Annotated in this window: 14 protein-coding genes; 3 read left to right on the top strand and 11 right to left on the bottom strand. The window is 69.6% G+C overall.

Translation table 11 applies throughout. From position 1 onward, the window contains the following. Positions 1-22: 22 nt before the first annotated feature. Positions 23-1,483 (top strand): PLP-dependent aminotransferase family protein, encoded by a 1,461-nt coding sequence (locus ACGFIF_RS33640; RefSeq protein WP_393160119.1) that lies wholly within the window; start codon positions 23-25, stop codon positions 1,481-1,483. On the opposite strand, the gene ACGFIF_RS33635 is transcribed toward ACGFIF_RS33640, so the two are convergent. Continuing rightward, positions 1,446-3,587 carry an MMPL family transporter gene (locus ACGFIF_RS33635; RefSeq protein ID WP_393160118.1) on the bottom strand — a complete coding sequence of 714 codons (2,142 nt, stop codon included), beginning with the start codon at positions 3,585-3,587 and terminating at the stop codon, positions 1,446-1,448. The genes ACGFIF_RS33640 and ACGFIF_RS33635 overlap by 38 nt on opposite strands. A gap of 107 nt (positions 3,588-3,694) precedes the next feature. Between ACGFIF_RS33635 and ACGFIF_RS33630 the strand changes: the two genes are divergently transcribed. Next, positions 3,695-4,300 carry a TetR/AcrR family transcriptional regulator gene (locus ACGFIF_RS33630; protein ID WP_393160117.1) on the top strand — a complete coding sequence of 202 codons (606 nt, stop codon included), beginning with the start codon at positions 3,695-3,697 and terminating at the stop codon, positions 4,298-4,300. A gap of 64 nt (positions 4,301-4,364) precedes the next feature. Here the strand turns inward: ACGFIF_RS33630 and ACGFIF_RS33625 are convergent, their stop codons facing one another. From ACGFIF_RS33625 to ACGFIF_RS33615, 3 genes are all read right to left on the bottom strand, one after another. Continuing rightward, positions 4,365-5,330: a hypothetical protein gene (locus tag ACGFIF_RS33625; RefSeq protein WP_393160116.1), complete on the bottom strand. Its 966-nt coding sequence runs from the start codon at positions 5,328-5,330 to the stop codon at positions 4,365-4,367. A gap of 12 nt (positions 5,331-5,342) precedes the next feature. Further along, positions 5,343-6,629 (bottom strand): MFS transporter, encoded by a 1,287-nt coding sequence (locus ACGFIF_RS33620; protein WP_393160115.1) that lies wholly within the window; start codon positions 6,627-6,629, stop codon positions 5,343-5,345. Positions 6,630-6,733: 104 nt separating this feature from the next. Next, positions 6,734-7,069, bottom strand: coding sequence for a sterol carrier family protein (locus ACGFIF_RS33615; protein ID WP_393160114.1), 336 nt, complete (start codon positions 7,067-7,069; stop codon positions 6,734-6,736). Positions 7,070-7,152: 83 nt separating this feature from the next. Here ACGFIF_RS33615 and ACGFIF_RS33610 point away from each other — a divergent pair, with 83 nt between their 5' ends. Continuing rightward, on the top strand, positions 7,153-7,779 hold the full coding sequence (locus ACGFIF_RS33610; protein WP_393160113.1) for a hypothetical protein: 627 nt from the start codon (positions 7,153-7,155) through the stop codon (positions 7,777-7,779). A 7-nt stretch (positions 7,780-7,786) separates the two neighbouring features. On the opposite strand, the gene ACGFIF_RS33605 is transcribed toward ACGFIF_RS33610, so the two are convergent. The 7 genes from ACGFIF_RS33605 to ACGFIF_RS33575 form a co-directional block, all read right to left on the bottom strand. Further along, a complete protein-coding gene (locus tag ACGFIF_RS33605) occupies positions 7,787-9,265 on the bottom strand; it encodes an alpha/beta hydrolase (protein WP_393160112.1) in 1,479 nt (492 codons plus the stop codon). A gap of 107 nt (positions 9,266-9,372) precedes the next feature. Beyond that, the gene (locus tag ACGFIF_RS33600; RefSeq protein WP_393160229.1) at positions 9,373-10,392 is read right to left on the bottom strand and encodes a stage 0 sporulation family protein; all 1,020 of its coding nucleotides are present in this window, start codon (positions 10,390-10,392) and stop codon (positions 9,373-9,375) included. Positions 10,393-10,442: 50 nt separating this feature from the next. Continuing rightward, positions 10,443-11,510 (bottom strand): DUF4190 domain-containing protein, encoded by a 1,068-nt coding sequence (locus tag ACGFIF_RS33595; RefSeq protein WP_393160111.1) that lies wholly within the window; start codon positions 11,508-11,510, stop codon positions 10,443-10,445. 30 nt (positions 11,511-11,540) lie between these two features. Then, positions 11,541-12,206 (bottom strand): DUF4190 domain-containing protein, encoded by a 666-nt coding sequence (locus ACGFIF_RS33590; protein ID WP_393160110.1) that lies wholly within the window; start codon positions 12,204-12,206, stop codon positions 11,541-11,543. 116 nt (positions 12,207-12,322) lie between these two features. Next, complete coding sequence (locus ACGFIF_RS33585) at positions 12,323-13,495, bottom strand: DNA polymerase III subunit delta' (RefSeq protein WP_393160109.1); 1,173 nt, start codon at positions 13,493-13,495, stop codon at positions 12,323-12,325. Beyond that, positions 13,492-15,477 (bottom strand): dTMP kinase, encoded by a 1,986-nt coding sequence (gene tmk / locus ACGFIF_RS33580; protein ID WP_393160108.1) that lies wholly within the window; start codon positions 15,475-15,477, stop codon positions 13,492-13,494. Before tmk ends, ACGFIF_RS33585 begins: the two co-directional genes overlap by 4 nt. A gap of 9 nt (positions 15,478-15,486) precedes the next feature. Beyond that, positions 15,487-16,599: a pyridoxal phosphate-dependent aminotransferase gene (locus tag ACGFIF_RS33575; RefSeq protein ID WP_393160107.1), complete on the bottom strand. Its 1,113-nt coding sequence runs from the start codon at positions 16,597-16,599 to the stop codon at positions 15,487-15,489. Positions 16,600-16,656 lie beyond the last annotated feature (57 nt).

The raw sequence follows: 16,656 nt of genomic DNA, 5'->3' as shown, positions 1-16,656 counted from the left end.
ACGCTGCCGCCACTATGGACTAGTGAACAGGTCCAATCAGGGCGAAATTGGCCGGTCCAAAGCGGGAGCCGACTTCCTGCAGCTGGATCCGGCGGAGGCACCGGCGGGTGGGTTGTCGGACTGGCTGACCGAGCGGCTCCGGGCCGCGATCTCGGACGGCCGGCTCCCGATCGGCAGCCGGCTGCCTGCCACCCGCGTCCTCGCGGCCGAGCTGCAGATCTCCCGCGGCGTCGTCACCGAGGCCTACCAGCGCCTCACCGAAGACGGCCACGTAGCCGGCCAAGGTCGCGCCGGCACAGTCGTCGTCGCCGTCCCGATCGGCGCCACACCTGATCACTCGGCATCCACGGCGAAGACCTCGGCAGTCGCGCCCCAGCCCGGTCTCGACGTCTTCGACACGTTGCGGGCGGCGCCGGCTCGGATCGATCTGACACCCGGCGTGCCGGATCTCGCCGCCTTCCCGCGGACGGCCTGGCTCCGGGCCGAGCGAGCCGTCCTGAACGATCTCGAGTCGGCGGAGTTCGGGTACGGCGACCCGTCCGGTACGCCGGCCTTACGTCGCGCGGTCGCCAACTGGCTGGCCCGCAACCGCGGCGTCACCGCCCATCCCGACGACCTCATCATCGTCGCCGGGGTCTCCCAGGCGATCGGCCTCGTCGCCCAGGTCCTCAAGTCCCGCGGTATCACCGAGATGGCCGTCGAGGATCCCGGCTCGCTCGGATCCCGCCAGCACCTGCAGAACTGGGGTCTCGACACACCCCCGATCCCGGTCGACGACGGCGGTCTCCGGGTCGACCTCCTCCGCGAATCCGGTGCCCGGGTGGTGATGGTGACTCCGGCACACCATTTCCCGACTGGCGTCGTACTGGACGGGGAGCGGCGGCGGGAGTTGATCCAGTGGGCTGCCGAGGGCGGGCTGATCATGGAGGACGATTACGACGCGGAGCACCGGTACGACCGGCCGCCGGTTCCCGCGCTGCGGGCGATGCTGACCGACCAGGTCATCTACGCGGGCAGCGTGTCGAAGCTGCTCGCACCGTCGCTGCGGATCGGGTGGATGTTGCCGCCGCCGGCGTACAAGCACGACCTGATCGGGATGAAGCGCCTGGCCGATCTCGGCAACGCGGCGCTCCCACAGCTCACCCTGGCGCACCTGATGGAGTCCGGCGAGCTCGAACGCCAACTCCGCTTCCTCCGCCGCCGGCACCGCACCCGCCGCGACGCCATGGTCCGCGCCGTCACCAACTACTTGCCCTCAGCAACAGTTCACGGCGCCGCGGCCGGCCTTCACCTCACCATCACCTTCGACGCACCGGTCAACGACGTCGACCTGGCCGCGGCCGCGTTGCTGAAAGGCGTGAAGACCCACCCACTCTCCTGGCACTGCCAACTCCCGCACGCCCCAGGCCTCGTCCTCGGGTACGCCGCCCGCACCCCCACCGAACTCACCGAAGCAATAGCCACGATCGCCGAAGTGATGTGACCGGATCCCACCAGTTCGCCCGACCGGCGAGTTTCATGAACGCGGGCAGCAGCACGCCCCTGATCGCGGTCGCATCCACGAGCACCGCCACCGCCATACCGATCCCGATCATCTTCAGATAGACGACTCCACCGGTCGCATAGACCGCGAACGACAACGCCAGTACGGCGGCCGCAGTCGTCACCAACGGAGCCGACTGCTGCAACCCGGTCGCCACCGCCGAGACCGTGTCGCCGGTCCGCAGGTACTCCTCCCGGATCCGCGACACGATGAACACCTCGTAGTCCATCGACAGCCCGTAGACGATGCAGAACATCAGCGTCGGCATACTCGCCTCCAGCACCCCGGTGGCGGTGAACCCGAGCGGCCCGGACAGGTTCCCGCGCTGGAACACCCACACCATCACGCCGAACATCACGGCCAGACTGAGCAAGTTCAGCACGGTCGCCTTCAACGGCAGCAGCACACTGCCCGTCGCGAGATAGAGCACCCCGAAGCTCAGGAGCAGGATCAGCCCCAGTACCAACGGGATCCGCTCGGTCAACGCCGACCGCCAGTCCACCATCTCGGCCGGAGTCCCGCCGATGACCGCGTCGTACGGCGACTCGACCGCTCGCACCCGCTCGACCCATCCGGCGATGTCACCTTCGAGCGCAGCCTGGGTCGGCGTGACCGTCAGGTAGGAGCCGCCGTTCCGCGTGTACGTGTCCACCTGTGCGACACCGTCCAGCCTCGACAGCGTCTCGGCGTACGGCGGAAGCGCGGTGACCTCAGGTGTCGTCGGCATCACGACGTACAACGCATCGGACTCCTCCTGCCCGAAGTTGGCCCGGACCTGGTCGGCCATGATCCGGCTGCTCGCGTCGGCCGGCAGGATCCGCGCGTCGGGCAGCCCGAGACGGAGCCCGAGAGCCGGTGCCGAGAGCAGCAAGATCACCGCCAGCATGGCGCCACCGCTGAGCGCTGGACGCCGCATCACCTGCTGGGCAAGACGAAACCATCGCCCCTCGGTCCGTTGGGCAACAGTTCCGGCCGCGCGACGACCGAGGAGGGCGAGTACGGCGGGGAGGATCACGAGCGCACCGACGAGGGCCGCGGCGACGACGAGGACACCGGCGTACCCGAACGAGCGCAGAAAGGACAACGGGAACAGGAGCAGAGCGAGCAACGACATGGCGACGGTCAGACCACTGAAGAAGACCGTCCGGCCGGCCGTGCGAACAGCCCCGACCACAGCGTCGGCCACGTCCGCGCCTCCGGCCAACTCCTCGCGGAACCGCGCGATCACGAACAGGCAGTAGTCGACGCCGAGGGCAAGACCCATGACGAGGGCAAGGTTCGCGGCAAAGGTGGAGACCTCGGTGAACGCGGCGATCGCCCTCAGCCCGGCGAGCGCCCCGGCGACCGCGAAGACGCCGACTCCCAACGTCACCAGGGCCAACGCGACCTTGCGATAGATCAGGATCAACAGCATCAGGACCATCGGCAGAACGATCAGTTCCGCCCGCAGGAAGTCTTCACGGGCCTGCGCGCCGATCTCCCGGAACACCTCGTCCTGGCCGCCGGACTGCACGGTCAGGCCATCACGTTGCCCGGCGAACTCCTTCGCCAGCTCGCCGACGCGAGCACGGGCCTCGTTGACATCTCCGGGCACCCGAACGAGCACGAGCGCTTGACGCGAGTCCTTGCTGCGCAGGGCTGGACTGTCCCCGCGCGACCAGTACGACGCCGCTTCGGCGACGCCGGCGCCGTCGGCGATCTCCGCGGTGAGTTCGAGGCCCGCCGCGCGGACGGCGGGGTCGTCGACGGTGCCGTTGTCAGCGGTGACCAGGAACGCGAGGTTCGGTGGGCCGGTCTCGAACTGACTCGCGAGGATCCGCCGGGCGCGGTCCGACTCCGAGGCCGGATCCGCGATCCGGGAGAGCGACAACGCGTTCAGCGCGCCGGCGGCCACGGCGAGCAGCAGCGCGGTGAGCACGATCGCGAGAACGGCGATGAGCCGACGGCGCCGAACCAGAAGCCGGCCGAGCCGATCGAGCACCGGCGGACGGGGCGCGGCGGACGGTCTGAGTCGCGGACGAGTCGTGGTGAGACGGTCGGGCACGGACAGACCTCCGGAGCCGGCGGCGGTAGGATGACGAAACACGAGCAGTTGCTCGCATACGGAAAAATACGAGCATTTGCTCGTGTTTGTCAACGAAAGGGTGCGGCATGCCCGAGGAACCGCGGCGGCAGGCGCGTGGGCAGCGGCGGATGGAGCAGCTGACCGACGCGGCCGCGGTGGTGTTCGCCGAGGCCGGGTACGCGAAAGCGACCACCAACGCGATCGCCAAACAGGCCGGCGTCTCACCCGGCACGCTGTACCAGTTCTTCGCCAACAAAGAGGCGCTCGCCGAGGCGCTGGCCGAGCGCTACCGGGCCGAGCTGAAGGCCGCCCACGAGAAGGCGTTCGACCTGAGCATGGTGGAACTGCCGCTGCCGGAGATGGTCGACCGGATGATCCGCCCGATGGTCGAGGTCAACCTCGCCAACCCCGGCTTCAAGGCGCTGTTCAGCAGCGGCGACCTCCCCGACCGCCTGACCGCACCCACCCGAGCACTCCAGCAGGCCGTCACCGGTCGCGTCGCGGAGATCATCGCGGCCCGCGTCCCCGGCCTGCCCGCCGAGCAACGCGACACCGCCGCAGCCGTCGCCACCCAGATCTTCGCCGCCCTCCTCGGCACGATCGTCACCGCCCCACCCTCCGACCGCGAACGCTGGATCACCGAGCTCAACCGAGCCCTGGTCGGCTACCTCAGTCCGCTCGAGACTTCCTAGGGCGCGGTAGGACGAGGGGGCATCCCCAGCACCACGGGCGCCGCAACCTGCGACGAGGTCGCACCTAGCGTGTGTAGAGCGGTGACATCGCCAGCGCGAAGGCGGTCATTGTGTCCGGGTCGATCGCGCGGGCCGGGAGCGGGACCAGGTCGACGAGTTTGTCGGCGCCGACCCGGATCGTGGTGCGGCCGGTGACCGTGTCCACGTAGGCCTCGTCGCCGAGCGGGATCGACTGTGACGTCGGGGCCTTGCGGATCGGCTGCATCAACGCCTCCGCGTTCGGCGTACGCCGTACCGACGTCGAGAGCACGCTGGTGGGGTTGACCCAGCCGCAGACCAGGTCACCCAGCGCGGTCTGGCCGTCGCGGCGGACCATCGCCGGCGCACCCAGCACCTTCTCCGCCGCCGAGGACCCACGTTCGCAGTCCGGCCGGGCGATCAGCGGCTGCGGCTCGGGCAGCCCGGGCGCCTGCCGGACGACCTCCTGCCCGAGCACGACGTACTTCGCCAGCGTGGCCGGCGGACCACTGACCTTGTAGAGCCGGCCGTCCAGCAGGAACACCACGAAGGTGCTGGTCCCGAAGCCGCCCTCGCCCACGACCGCGGGCTTAGCCGGCTCACCCTTCGTCGCCGCATAGGCCTTCTGCGCACCCGCCAGCGTCGCCTTTGTTGCCGGAAGCACCGAAACTCCGACCCGCAGCACCGGACCGTTCGGGCTGGTGCTCAGTCCGAACTGACACACGTCGTACGTCGGCAGACCGAACTCGGCCGGCGCCGCCTTCGTCTGGAGCGTCACCACGGGCACCCCGAGCGTCGACTGCACGAGCGGCTGGTCCATCCGCACGCACAGGGTCTCCGCGACCTTCGCCGTCGGCGGAGTGCTGGGTGACGGGGTCTCCGACGGCGTCTCGGTGGGCGTCGTGCTCACCGACACGAGCGGCGGCACGTTCGGTGCGGTCTCGTTGCCAGGACCCCCGCAGCCCGCCACGGCGAGCAGTGCGACAACCAGGACTACAGGACGGATACGCATGGTGAGTCGACTCTAACTGGCCGCGCGCAACTCCCGTTCCCTGACCGCATGTTCGTCGGTGCGGGCGTCGTACCCCCAGAAGTCCCGCAACCAGACGGCGGTCGCGACCACTCCGGCGACGCAGAGCACGCCACCGCTGACGATCGACGTACGGACGCTGGTCAGGTCGGCGACCAGACCCGAGCGGGACTGACCGCCGAGCGGGCCGAGTGAGTACGACAGCATCTCGATCCCGGCCAGCCGACCGCGCATCTCGTCGGGGATCGTCTGGTTCCAGATCACCGCGCGGAACAACCCGGAGATCATGTCCGCGCCGCCGGCGACGGCGAAGAACGCGATCGCGAACCAGATGTTCGGCGCCAGCCCGGCGATGCCGACCGATGCTCCCCAGGTGATCGTCGCCAGCACGACGGCCCGGCCGTGGTGATGCACCCGGCGGGCCCAGCCGCTGGTCAGCGTCGCGACCATCGCGCCGATCGCCTCCGCGCTGTAGAGGAGACCGAGCAATGTCGGCTCCTTCAGCACCTCGGTCGCGAAGGCCGGGAACAGCACGATCGGCATCGCCAGGAACATCCCGACCATGTCGACGGCGTACGTACCGAGCAGATCCCGGCGGCGGAAGGCGTAGGTGATCCCTGCCCCGATCGCACGGAGGCTGGGCGGCGTACTGTGCTCGCTCGTCTTGTACGGACGCAGCCGCAGGAACAGCAGGGTCGCGACGACGAGGCCGGCGAGCTCGACCGAGAACGCCCAGGCGACACCGGCCGTCGCGACCAGGACGCCGCCGAGCGCGGGGCCGGCGAGTTGGCCGACCTGGAGGGTCAGCGCGTTCAGTGTGACCGCCGCGGGCATCTCCTCGTGTTTCACCACCCGCGGGAAGAGTGCGTCCCGGCTCGGGCGTTGCAGCGAGGAGGCGATCGCGTTGAGACCACCGCAGAGATAGATGAGCCAGACCTGCGGATTGGTGAGCAGGGTATTGGCGAGCAGCAGGGCACAAATGACGGCCTGGGCGATACCGGTGCCGATCAGCATCTTCCGCCGGTCGACGTGGTCCGCGAGCGCTCCGCCGTACAGGCCGAACACGACCAGTGGCGCGATCGTCACCAAGCCCATCGCGCCGACGGCGAAGTTCGAATGCGTCAATTGGTACAGCTGATACGGCAGGGCGACGTACCCGACCATGCCGCCGAGATAGAAGACCGAGCCCGAGATCACCAGGATGCGGAAGTCGCGGGAACCGCGCCAGGGAGTCAGATCGACGCGCAGCCGGGAAAGGCGTTCGCGGACACGTGATGCCACCGGCACATAGTGACATGCGCAGTCGCCCCGGAAGGAACCCTTTTACTTCCTCCCGGACCTATTGGTTGCCCACGGCGTCGATCTTCCCCGGTCCGGTGCTGCTGTCAGGCGAGCGGCAGGAGTTCGCTCAGGTCGGTGCGTTCACCGCTGGCACGGAGTTTGCCGCTGGCGCGGGCGTCCGGCCAGGTGGTGCGGCCGAGGGCCAGGTCGATCCACAGCTCCGGCGGGAGTTCGACCACGGCTCCCGGGGTACCGCGGGTGTGCCGGGGTCCCTCGATGCACTGCACCGCGCCGTACGGCGGGACCCGGACCTCGACCGCGTGGCCGGGGGCCTTCGCGACCAGGAGCTTCAGCAGGTGCTTGGTGAGCAGCTTGAGATCGGCGCGTTCCGCCGTACCGGCGTCGTACCGCTGCAGTGCCTGGTCGAAAGCGGGATCCACGACGTGCCAGCGTACGCGGGAATTGTGAGGTCGCCCCCTTCGTGGTCGATAATCAGGCGGGAGAGATGGGAAGCGAGGTCGGGATGCTCACGCCCAGGCACCAGGCGCTGCTGATGACGCTGGCGGGAATGACCGTCGGCGTAGCTGTGTTCGGCACCGTGCTGGCGATCAACGGGGATCTGATCGGGAACGACACCCCCGCCGGGATCGTGAACAACCAGTCCACACCCAGCACACCGGCGTGCACCGACTGCCTGCAGGCAGGCTCGCTGCAGTACACGCTGCAGACCTTCGGCACCTCGAGTGATCCGGTGTCCGCCGAGGTCCCGACCGGCTGGAAGAGCACCCAGGAAGGCACCCGGCCGCGGTTCGTGGACTCGACCGGGGTCTGGCAGATCCGGTTCGACACCCGGGGCAGCTCGCGGTCCCCCGCCGAGCAGGTGGAGAGCCGCGCCCGCAGCATCGACGAGCGGGACCTGAAGGTGCTCAGCCGCGACAACGGCACCCTGGTCTACACGTACGTCGACCAGACCCGCGGGCCGCGGATGGGCCTGTCCCGCTGGATCTCCACCGACGGCGGCAAGAACTCTGCCGTCGAGATCACCGTCGGCGGCCGCCCGAAGGACGAAGCCGCGCTGCGCGCCGTCCTCGAGCAGGCGACCAAGACGCTTCAGCTGCCGACGGCGCCCAACGACACTCGCCCGGGCTGACCCGCCGTCAGCACTTGATGTCGGCGGTCGGGGCGGTGCCCTGCAGCAGGTAGCTCTCCACGACGTTGTCGACACAGGCGTTGCCGGCCTTGTAGCCGGTGTGGCCGTCGCCGTCCCGGGTGACCAGGACACCGCTTTCCAGCTGGCCCGCCAGGCCGACGGCCCCTTCGTACGGCGTCGCCGGGTCGCGCGTGGTGCCGACGACCACGATCGGCTTCGCCCCGGCCGCCTTGATCGGGTGCGGCTTGTCCTGGGGCTTCACCGGCCAGTTCGCGCAGGCCAGCGATCCCCAGAGCAGGAACTGCCCGAACCGCGGTGACGCCGCCTTGTACTCCGCCTCCTCCGACTTCGCCTGCGCGATCGAGGTGAGGTCCGGGCGATCCAGGCAGTTCACCGCGTAGATCGCCTCGTTGTTGTTGCTGGCGTAGCCGCTCGGCTCGCGGTTGGTGTACTGGTCGGCGAGCGCCAGCAGCCGGGCGCCGTTGCCGGCCAGCCCGTCCAGCACCGCGTCCTCGAGCCGCGGCCAGAAGTCCTTCACGTACAGCGGGAAGATGATCCCGAGCACCACCAGGGCCTGGGTGACCTGGCGTTTCCCGTCACCCGGCAGCGGAGTCGCGTCGCTGTCGTTGATCAGCTTGTCGACCTTGGCGAGCACCTCTTGCTTGGTGCTGCCGAGCCGGCACGACCGCTGCGCACAGTCCTCCGCGAACGCGTCCAGCGCGGTGTCGAAGCCCTTCGCCTGGGCCATGTGGTCCTGCTTCGACGTGTTCGACGGATCCACCGCGCCGTCCAGCACCAGCCGGCCGACGTTCTTGGGGAACAGCTCGGCGTACGTCGCGCCGAGGTAGGTGCCGTACGACATGCCCAGGTAGTACAACTCCGAGTCGCCGACGATTCCCCGCAGTACGTCGATATCGCGGGCCGCGTCCTTGGTCGACACATGCGGCAGCAACTCACCGGAGCGCTGCTGGCACCCGTTCGCGAGGATCTTCGCCTCGTCGTTCAGCTCGGTGATCTCGGCCTCGTTGTCCGGGCTGCCGTCGGCCGCGATGAACTTGTCCATCTGCGCCGTGTCCAGGCAGCGCACCGGCGTGGACCGCGCCACCCCGCGCGGATCCCAGCCGATCACGTCGAACTTCCGCAGCAACTGCGCACCGAGCGCGAACCCGGCCGACGCGGCGTACTCCTCCCCCGAGGCGCCCGGCCCACCCGGGTTGATGAACAGCGTGCCGATCTTGCCGGTCCGGTCCCGGGCAAGCACCTTGCGCGCCCGCAGCTCGATCGTCTGGCCGGTCGGCTTCGAGTAGTCCAGCGGCACGGTGATGGTCGCGCACTGCTGGTTGGAGCCGCAGCGCTCCCAGTCCGGCTGCTGCTCGTAGAACTTCTCCAGCCCGGCCGGGACCGGGCCCGCCGGTCCCTTGGTCGGGTTGCCGCCGGTCGACCCGCCGGTCGTGCCGTCGCCCGAGTCCTGGGCCCGGCTCGCCACGCCACATCCGCTCGCCAGCACCGCCAGGAGCGCAAACAGAGCAACCCCTCGCTTCGCGAGGGGGCTCTTGTGTTGCGGAGTGGGGAGCGCGGTTGTCCTGCGGTAACTCACTGCGGGGTGTCTCCCTCGTCGTCGTGGTGCAAGCGCCGGCGCCGCCGTGGTTTCCGCCGGCGACGCTCCTCCGGCGACTCCTTCTCCGGTGACGCTGCCTCCGGTGACGCTGCCTCCGGTGTCGCTGTCTCCAGTGACTCCGCCGGTACGACGTCCATCGGCGGCTCGATCGGCGGTGCGTCCGGGGTCGTCGTACTGGAGGCCTCGTACTGCTGGCGCGGCGAGCAGACGTCCGCACGACTGCACGCACAGCGCCGGCCCGACGCCGCCAACCGCACCACCACGGTGTCGCTCGGCACGTTGTGTCCGACCACCACTCCATCACCCGCGGGGGTCTCCACCTGGGTCCCGGTCGCCGGCGCCTTCGCGTTGAACTCCTGGTAGAGCGGGTGCTCGTACTTCAGGCAGCACATCAGCCGGCCGCACGCCCCAGAGATCTTCAGCGGGTTGAGCGGCAGATCCTGGTCCTTGGCCATCCGCACACTGACCGGCTCGAAGTCCTTCAGGAAGGTGGCACAGCACAGATCCCGTCCACACGGCCCGATCCCGCCCTGCAGCCGGGCCTCGTCGCGGGCACCGACCTGGCGCAGCTCGATCCGGGCGCGCAGCCCGCGAGCCAGGTCGCGCACCAGCTCGCGGAAGTCGACCCGGTGCGGCGCGGAGAAGTACACGATGACCAGCTGGTCCACGTCCGCCCGGCGGTCGACGAAGTCGATCCCGACCACCTTCATCGGCAACCCGTGCTGCCGGATCAGCCGCTTCGCGATCACCCGCGCGTCAGCCCGCCGCTGCCGGTTCTGCTCGTCCCGGTCCAGGTCCGCGGCCGTGGCGACACCCTCACACAGCGGCAGCCCGCCGATCTCCTCCGTGACGTACTGCGGCGCCCAGACGCACTCCGCCACCTCCGGACCGTCATCGGTCGGAACCAGCACTTTGTCCCCGACGCGCGGACGATGCGGGCCGGGGTCCAGGTAGTAGAGCCGCCCGTACCGCTCGAACGACACCGCCATCACCATGCCCACGCGGCCAGCGTACTTGCACCAGCTAAGGATTCAGCCCAGCACTCCTACCGCCGGGTGCCTTTTACGCTGCCGGTTAATGAGTCCCAGTCGGGGCCGTACGCAGCGCACACGACCAACCGGTCGTTGTCGTTCCAGAGTTGCTTGGTAGGGGTCCAGTAGTCCCACTCGAGCTCGGTGTCCTTCACCGTCGAGCCGACGTACTCGCCGAACTCGGTGGCGCAGACCGCCTCGCCGGCCTTGTCGACCTCCTTGTCGCCCGGGTACGGGCCGTCCGGGAGCGTGACACCGGCGATGATCTCGCCGTCGTGGGGCTGGGCGCAGGGGCGGCGGACGACCTCGTCCTCCTCGTCGCTGTCGTCGAAGCACTCACCCACGGCGAGGTCGTCGATGTACGTGGTCGACGTCGAGTACGACGACGAGGGCTCGGGCGCGCCGTAGTAGTCGTCGTCGCTGGTCACGCCGAGCACGACGATCAGCACGAGGTAGAGCAGCCAGCCGATGGTGCCCAGGCCGCCGAGCACCACGCCGGCGATCGCCATGCCCTTGCCGTTGTCCTGGCGCTTCTTGATCTGCACCAGCGAGGCGATGCCGAGGCCCAGCGCCACCGGCGAGGCGAAAGGGACGCAGAAACCGCCGATCCCGGTCGCCAGCGAGGCGATCGCCAGCCCGTTGTTGCCACCGCCACCGCCACCCGGATACCCGTAGCCGTACGGCTGCGGCCACGTCCCCGGATACTGCGGCTGGCCGTACCCGGCGCCGTACGGCTGACCCGCCGGCTGTCCATACGGAGCCTGCCCGTACGGCGCCTGTTGCCCGTACGGCGACGGCTGCCCGTACGGCGACTGCCCAACAGGCTGCGGCTGCTGAGGTTGCCCCGGCGCCGCCCACTGCGTCGGCCCAGGCGACCCCGGCTGCTCCCCGTATGACGACGGCCCCGACTGCCCGTACGGCTGCCCCGCCTGACCGTGCGACGGCTGCCCCGGCTGCTGACCGTACGGCGCCTGCCCCCCAGGCGGCTGGTCCTGCGGCCGATCAGAACGGCCGTAGGTCGGGAACGACCTGGGCACGTCCTGGGGCCGTTCCGGCTCCGGTCCGTACGGTGGTTGACTCACGTTCTCCCCCAGTGCTTCCCCCGCAAGGCGCTACCGCTGCGACCCGCGCATGGTACCCGTCAGGCGGGTCCCCGGCATTCCGACCAGGCACAGGACGTTGCCGTCAGCAACAGCACGATCCTCCAGGACGACGTAGTACATGTCCAGCTCCGACTGCTCGTACGGCTTGCCGACGAAGGTGCCGAACGCGGCCGCGCACTGCTGCGTGGCGACCGTCCCCTTGTCCTCGGCCGACAACCCGGCCAGGTTGGCCCGGACCTTCGCGTACGCCTCGCCGGTGTGCCCGGCCGCACAGTCGGCGATCCGCACCACCCGCAGCGTCTCCGCCTCCAGATCGGCGTCGAAACACTGCTGTACGGCGACCTCCGAGATCGCAACCGTACGGCCGATTCCGGCCCGGCGTTCGCCGTACAGGCCGAGGGCGACCGCGACACCGATCGCGATCGTCCAGCACAGGCTGATCGCCAGAGCGCCGTACGCCAGCCGCTTGCCGCGGCTTCCGGTCCGTTTGATCCGGCGCAGCGCGATCCCGGCCAGCACCACGGCAACCGGCACCAACCCGGGCAGGCTCGTCACGAACGCGGCCACGGCGTAGCGGTCCTGGCGCTGCTGCGCGGGTGTCGGAACGCCCGCGAGCCAGGACTCGGCCGGCGGCAAAGAAGGCCGGGCAGGCTGGATCGGGGGCGGTTGCGTCATTCAGTTCCGTTCGGGCATGTACGACCGAGCGTTCTGCCCGGACACCCAGACATCGGACCCGCCGGTCTCGGTGTTACAGCGCTGCCCGCTAACCGGACGCGAGTCTCAGCTGGTGACTATCCCTCGAACAGCCCGATCGTCATCGCTTCCAGGGCCAGCAACGGTGCGACGTTGGTCTCGATCGCCTCTCGGCAGGCAGCGATCGCGTCGATCCTTCGAATCGTCTGCTCAGGCGTGGTTCGGCCCGCCAATTGCTCGATGTTCGAGCGGAGCTCGGCGTTGATCAACTCGGCACCGGCGCGGGTCTGGATCATCAGGATGTCGCGGTACAACGCCATCAGGTCAACCAGTGACCGGTCGAGCACATCGCGTTCCCAACGCTTCGCCCGGGTCTTCTGCTGATCCTCGAGTTCCTTCAGCGCCGCGTTCGCTTCGCGCGGCTTGGCGCCCTTGGTGCCGACACCGAGTGCCTGCTCGAGTGCGGCGCGTTCCTTCTCGTCGACCTTCTCGGCGCTGGCCTTGGCCTCGACCTTGGCCGCTTCGACCAGTTGCTGTGCGGCTTTCAGACAAGCACCGAGATCACGGAGCGCGAACGGGACCTCGAGCACCTTGGTCCGGCGGTCCCGCACCTCCTCGTCCCGCGCCAGCGCCCGGGCCCGGCCGATGTGGCCCTGGGCCGCCCGGGCCGCGAACCCGGCCAGCTCCGGATCCACGCCCAGCTTGCCGGTCAGCATGTCCGCCACCGCTTCGACCGGCGGCGTGCGCAGCACCAGCAGCCGGCAGCGCGACCGGATCGTCGGTACGACGTCCTCGACGGTCGGCGCGCAGAGCACCCAGACCGTCCGTGGCGCGGGCTCCTCGATGCTCTTCAGCAACGCGTCGGCGGCCTGCTCGGTCAGCCGGTCCGCGTCCTCGACGACCATCACCTGCCAGCGTCCCTGGGTCGGGCTCATCGCCGCTCGGCGGACCAGTTCGCGGATCTCACTGACCCGGATCGACAGCAGTTCGGTGCGGATCAGCGACACATCCGGGTGCGCACCGCTGAGCGCCGTACGGCACTCGTTGCACTCACCGCAGCCCTGGTTGTTCTTGCACTGCAGGGCGGCCGCGAACGCACGGCCCGCGTTCGACCGCCCCGACCCGGGCGGCCCGGTGATCAGCCAGGCATGCGTCATCCCGGCCACCGCGGCACCGGACTCACCCCGCATCCCGGCTTCCGCACCGGCCACAGCCTTCGTGAGTACGGCGACCGCCGGCTCCTGCCCGACCAGGTCGTCCCAAACCTTCATAGGTCCACCTTCGGGAGCATTGGCTGGAGTCGGGCGCGGATCTGGGTGGCGATGACGTCGCGGTCCTGGGTGGCGTCGACGACCAGGTAGTGCTGCGGTTCGGCGGCGGCGAGCTCGAGGAACGCGGTCCGGACCCGGACGTGGAAGTCGTGCGACTGGGCCTCGATCCGGTCCCGCTCGGTGAACCGGTCGAGCCCGCTCTTCGGCGGCAGGTCGAGCAGGATGGTCAGGTTCGGCCGGAGATCTTCGGTGGCCCAGCGGTTGACGCGTTCCACGTCGGAGAGGTCCAGGTCCCGCCCGGATCCCTGGTAGGCCAGCGCGGAGTCGACGTACCGGTCGGTGATGACGACCGCGCCGGCCTTGAGCGCGGGCTTGATCACCGAGTCCACGTGCTCGGCCTTGTCGGCCGCGTACAGCAGCGCCTCGGCGCGGTGCGAGATGTCACCGGTCGCCGGGTCGAGGACGATCTGCCGCAGCGTCTTGCCGAGATCGGTCGCACCCGGCTCGCGGGTGAGCAGAACCTGCTGTCCCTGCTCCTTCAACCACTCGACCAGCAAGGCGGACTGGGTCGACTTCCCGGCACCCTCGCCGCCTTCCATCGCGATGAACAGGCCTGTGGTCGGGTACACACCGGGAGTCTTGCCGAAGCTCCGCCGCAGGTCACGCCAGAACGGGACACCCGGCCGGTCGTCCATCTGCCGCCAGGCGATCAGACCGATCACGCCGGCCAGGACGGCGGCGATCAACATGGTCATCGAGGCGCCGTTGTAGGTGACCGACCGGCCGCCGATGGTCCACGTGTTCCGTCCGAACGCACCGGCGGCGAAGGGCGCGATCGCGAGCGTGACGGCGAGCACGGTCCGTACGGCGGACTGGACGAAGGCGAAGGTCCGCCCGCGCACCGCGTCCGGAACCTCGAGCCCGAGCAGGGTGTAGCCGGAGACCCAGGAGGCGCCGGCGCAGAAGCCGAGCAGGATCGCGATCATGGTGGCGATCTCGATCTGCTGGATCAGCGCCAACCCGGCCAGGCAGATCCCGGAACCGACCAGGCCGGCCGCGAACAACCGCCGCCGGGACAGCCCGGAGAACAGCCGCGGCGCGAATCCCATGCCGAGGGCGAGACCGCCGAAGACGGCACCGAACAGCACGCCGTAGCCGGGATCGCCTGCTCCCAGGTCCTCGACGTACGTGCGGCCGAGGCCGATCACGACCGCGCCGGCCGCGAAGGCTCCGGAGATCCCGACCACGAGACCGCGGACGACCGGCGTACCGGTGACGTAGGACCAGCCCTCGACCATCGTCCGCCAGAGCGTCGGATGCTGCTCGTGCTCGTGCACGGCCCGGCCGATCTCGGCCACCGACACGATCGCCAGCGCGGACACGACGAAGGTGGCGGCGTTGACGTAGACGGCCAGGTCGATCGAGAGCTCGCCGAGCCCGCGGGTGATCAGGGTGATCGCGGTGAAGATGACGGCGGCCGGCAGGGCCGTGCCGTAGGTGGTGATCAGGCTGATCTGGTTGGCCGCCTCGAGCCGGTGCCGGGGCACCAGGTTCGGCACGCTGGCGTCCTTGGCCGGGCCCCAGACCAGGCTGACGATCTCGATCAGCACGGTCGCGACCAGCAGCCAGGTCAGCGTCCCGACGATCGGGATGGTGACGAAGAACGCGGCCCGGATCAGGTCGCCGATGATCATCGTCCAGCGCCGGTCCAGCCGGTCCGCGACCCAGCCGGCCACGGGGCCCATCACCAGCGCGGGCAGCACCCGGAGGAACAGCACACCGCCGATGGCGAAGTTCGCCGCCTGGTAGTCGTCCCCGGCGAAGGACTTCGCCATCGCGGTCAGTGCCAGCAGGCCGATCCAGTCGCCCAGGCTGGACAGCCCGAACGCGATCCAGAGCCGCCGGAACGCCCGGATCCGCAACACCGCGCGCACGTCATGCGCCGGTGCAGGATCAGTCAACGGGTCATAAACCTCCGGCACACCCAAAGACTAGTCGGCAGCGTGGACAGCCTGACGCAGTGCCGCCGCCAGGGCGTCCAGGGCGGCCTTCAGCTCGACCGGCGGCGGGAACCCGAACCCGAGCCGGAAGACCCGCGGCTCGTCACCGAACCAGTCGCCGTCGGCCACCCGGACGCTCAGCTCCGCGGCCGCCCGGCGGAACCGCTCGACCGAGACCTCCGGCTTGAGTCGGACACAACACAGCGCGCCGGCGTCGGGCCGGATCCACTCGACCAGCTCGTCGTTCGCCCGTACCCACTCCTCGGTCGCGGCCAAAGAGTCGGCCAGCCAGTGGCGCCGTAAACCGAGGATCTCGTCCTCCCGTTCGAAGACCTGGACGGCCAGCGCCTCGGTCAGCGGCGCGGCGGAGACGACCGTGTTGAACTTGGCGGTCACCACCCGGTCGACGAGCTCGGCGTCGGTGCTGATGAGCCAACCGATCCGCAGTCCGGCGGCGCCATGGCACTTCGACAGCGAGGCGACCGACACCACCTTGGGTCCTAGGGGTACGGCGGTCTCCGCGATCGGATCGTCGCCGTACGCCGCGGTCCGGTAGGTCTCGTCGACCATCAGGTACGCGTCCGGGCAGCTCTCGGCCATGGAGGCGGCGATCTCTTGCAGCACAGACTGTTTGACCGCGACACCGGAAGGGTTCTGCGGTGTCGCGAGGCTGACGAGCTTGGTGTCAGGGGTGAGGTACGCGCGGACGTCGTCGGCGCTGAGCTGGTAGCCGTCGTCGAAGGTCAGCGGGATCACCCGGACGTCGGCGCCCACGGACTCGTAGCAGTTGCGGGCCAGCGGGAACAGCGGTGCGGTCGTGACGACCTGGCCGCCGCGGTCCGCGACCAGATAGGCGAGCAGGAAGATCGCGTGCATCCCGCCCACGGTGATGACGACCTGGTCGGGCCGTACGCCGTGGCGGTCGGCGATCGCGGTCCGCAGCTGCAGATCGCCGTACGCGGTGCCGTAGCCGAGTTCGAGGTCGGCCAGCTCCGGGGTCAGCAGGTCCGCCAGCCGCAGGTCCGGTCCGTAGCTCTCGCCCAGGTCGTGGGTGGGCTGCACTTCGGTCAGGGACACGATGTCGTTGCGAGGAAAGGTGGCCATACCGCCATCGTCCGAGCCTGGGTCTGGTCACCCCAGAGCCAATCCGGCACAATTGGT

This window comes from Kribbella sp. NPDC049174, from assembly GCF_043197365.1.
In the GTDB taxonomy this organism is placed as follows: domain Bacteria; phylum Actinomycetota; class Actinomycetes; order Propionibacteriales; family Kribbellaceae; genus Kribbella.
This window is presented reverse-complemented; position numbering and strand designations above follow the sequence as displayed.

Coding starts and splice junctions, on each gene's coding strand:
- ACGFIF_RS33630 (WP_393160117.1), top strand. CDS start 3,695: ATGCCCGAGGAACCGCGGCGGCAGGCGCGTGGGCAGCGGCGGATGGAG.
- ACGFIF_RS33625 (WP_393160116.1), bottom strand. CDS start 5,330: ATGCGTATCCGTCCTGTAGTCCTGGTTGTCGCACTGCTCGCCGTGGCG.
- ACGFIF_RS33610 (WP_393160113.1), top strand. CDS start 7,153: ATGCTCACGCCCAGGCACCAGGCGCTGCTGATGACGCTGGCGGGAATG.
- ACGFIF_RS33600 (WP_393160229.1), bottom strand. CDS start 10,392: ATGGTGATGGCGGTGTCGTTCGAGCGGTACGGGCGGCTCTACTACCTG.
- ACGFIF_RS33590 (WP_393160110.1), bottom strand. CDS start 12,206: ATGACGCAACCGCCCCCGATCCAGCCTGCCCGGCCTTCTTTGCCGCCG.
- ACGFIF_RS33585 (WP_393160109.1), bottom strand. CDS start 13,495: ATGAAGGTTTGGGACGACCTGGTCGGGCAGGAGCCGGCGGTCGCCGTA.
- ACGFIF_RS33575 (WP_393160107.1), bottom strand. CDS start 16,599: ATGGCCACCTTTCCTCGCAACGACATCGTGTCCCTGACCGAAGTGCAG.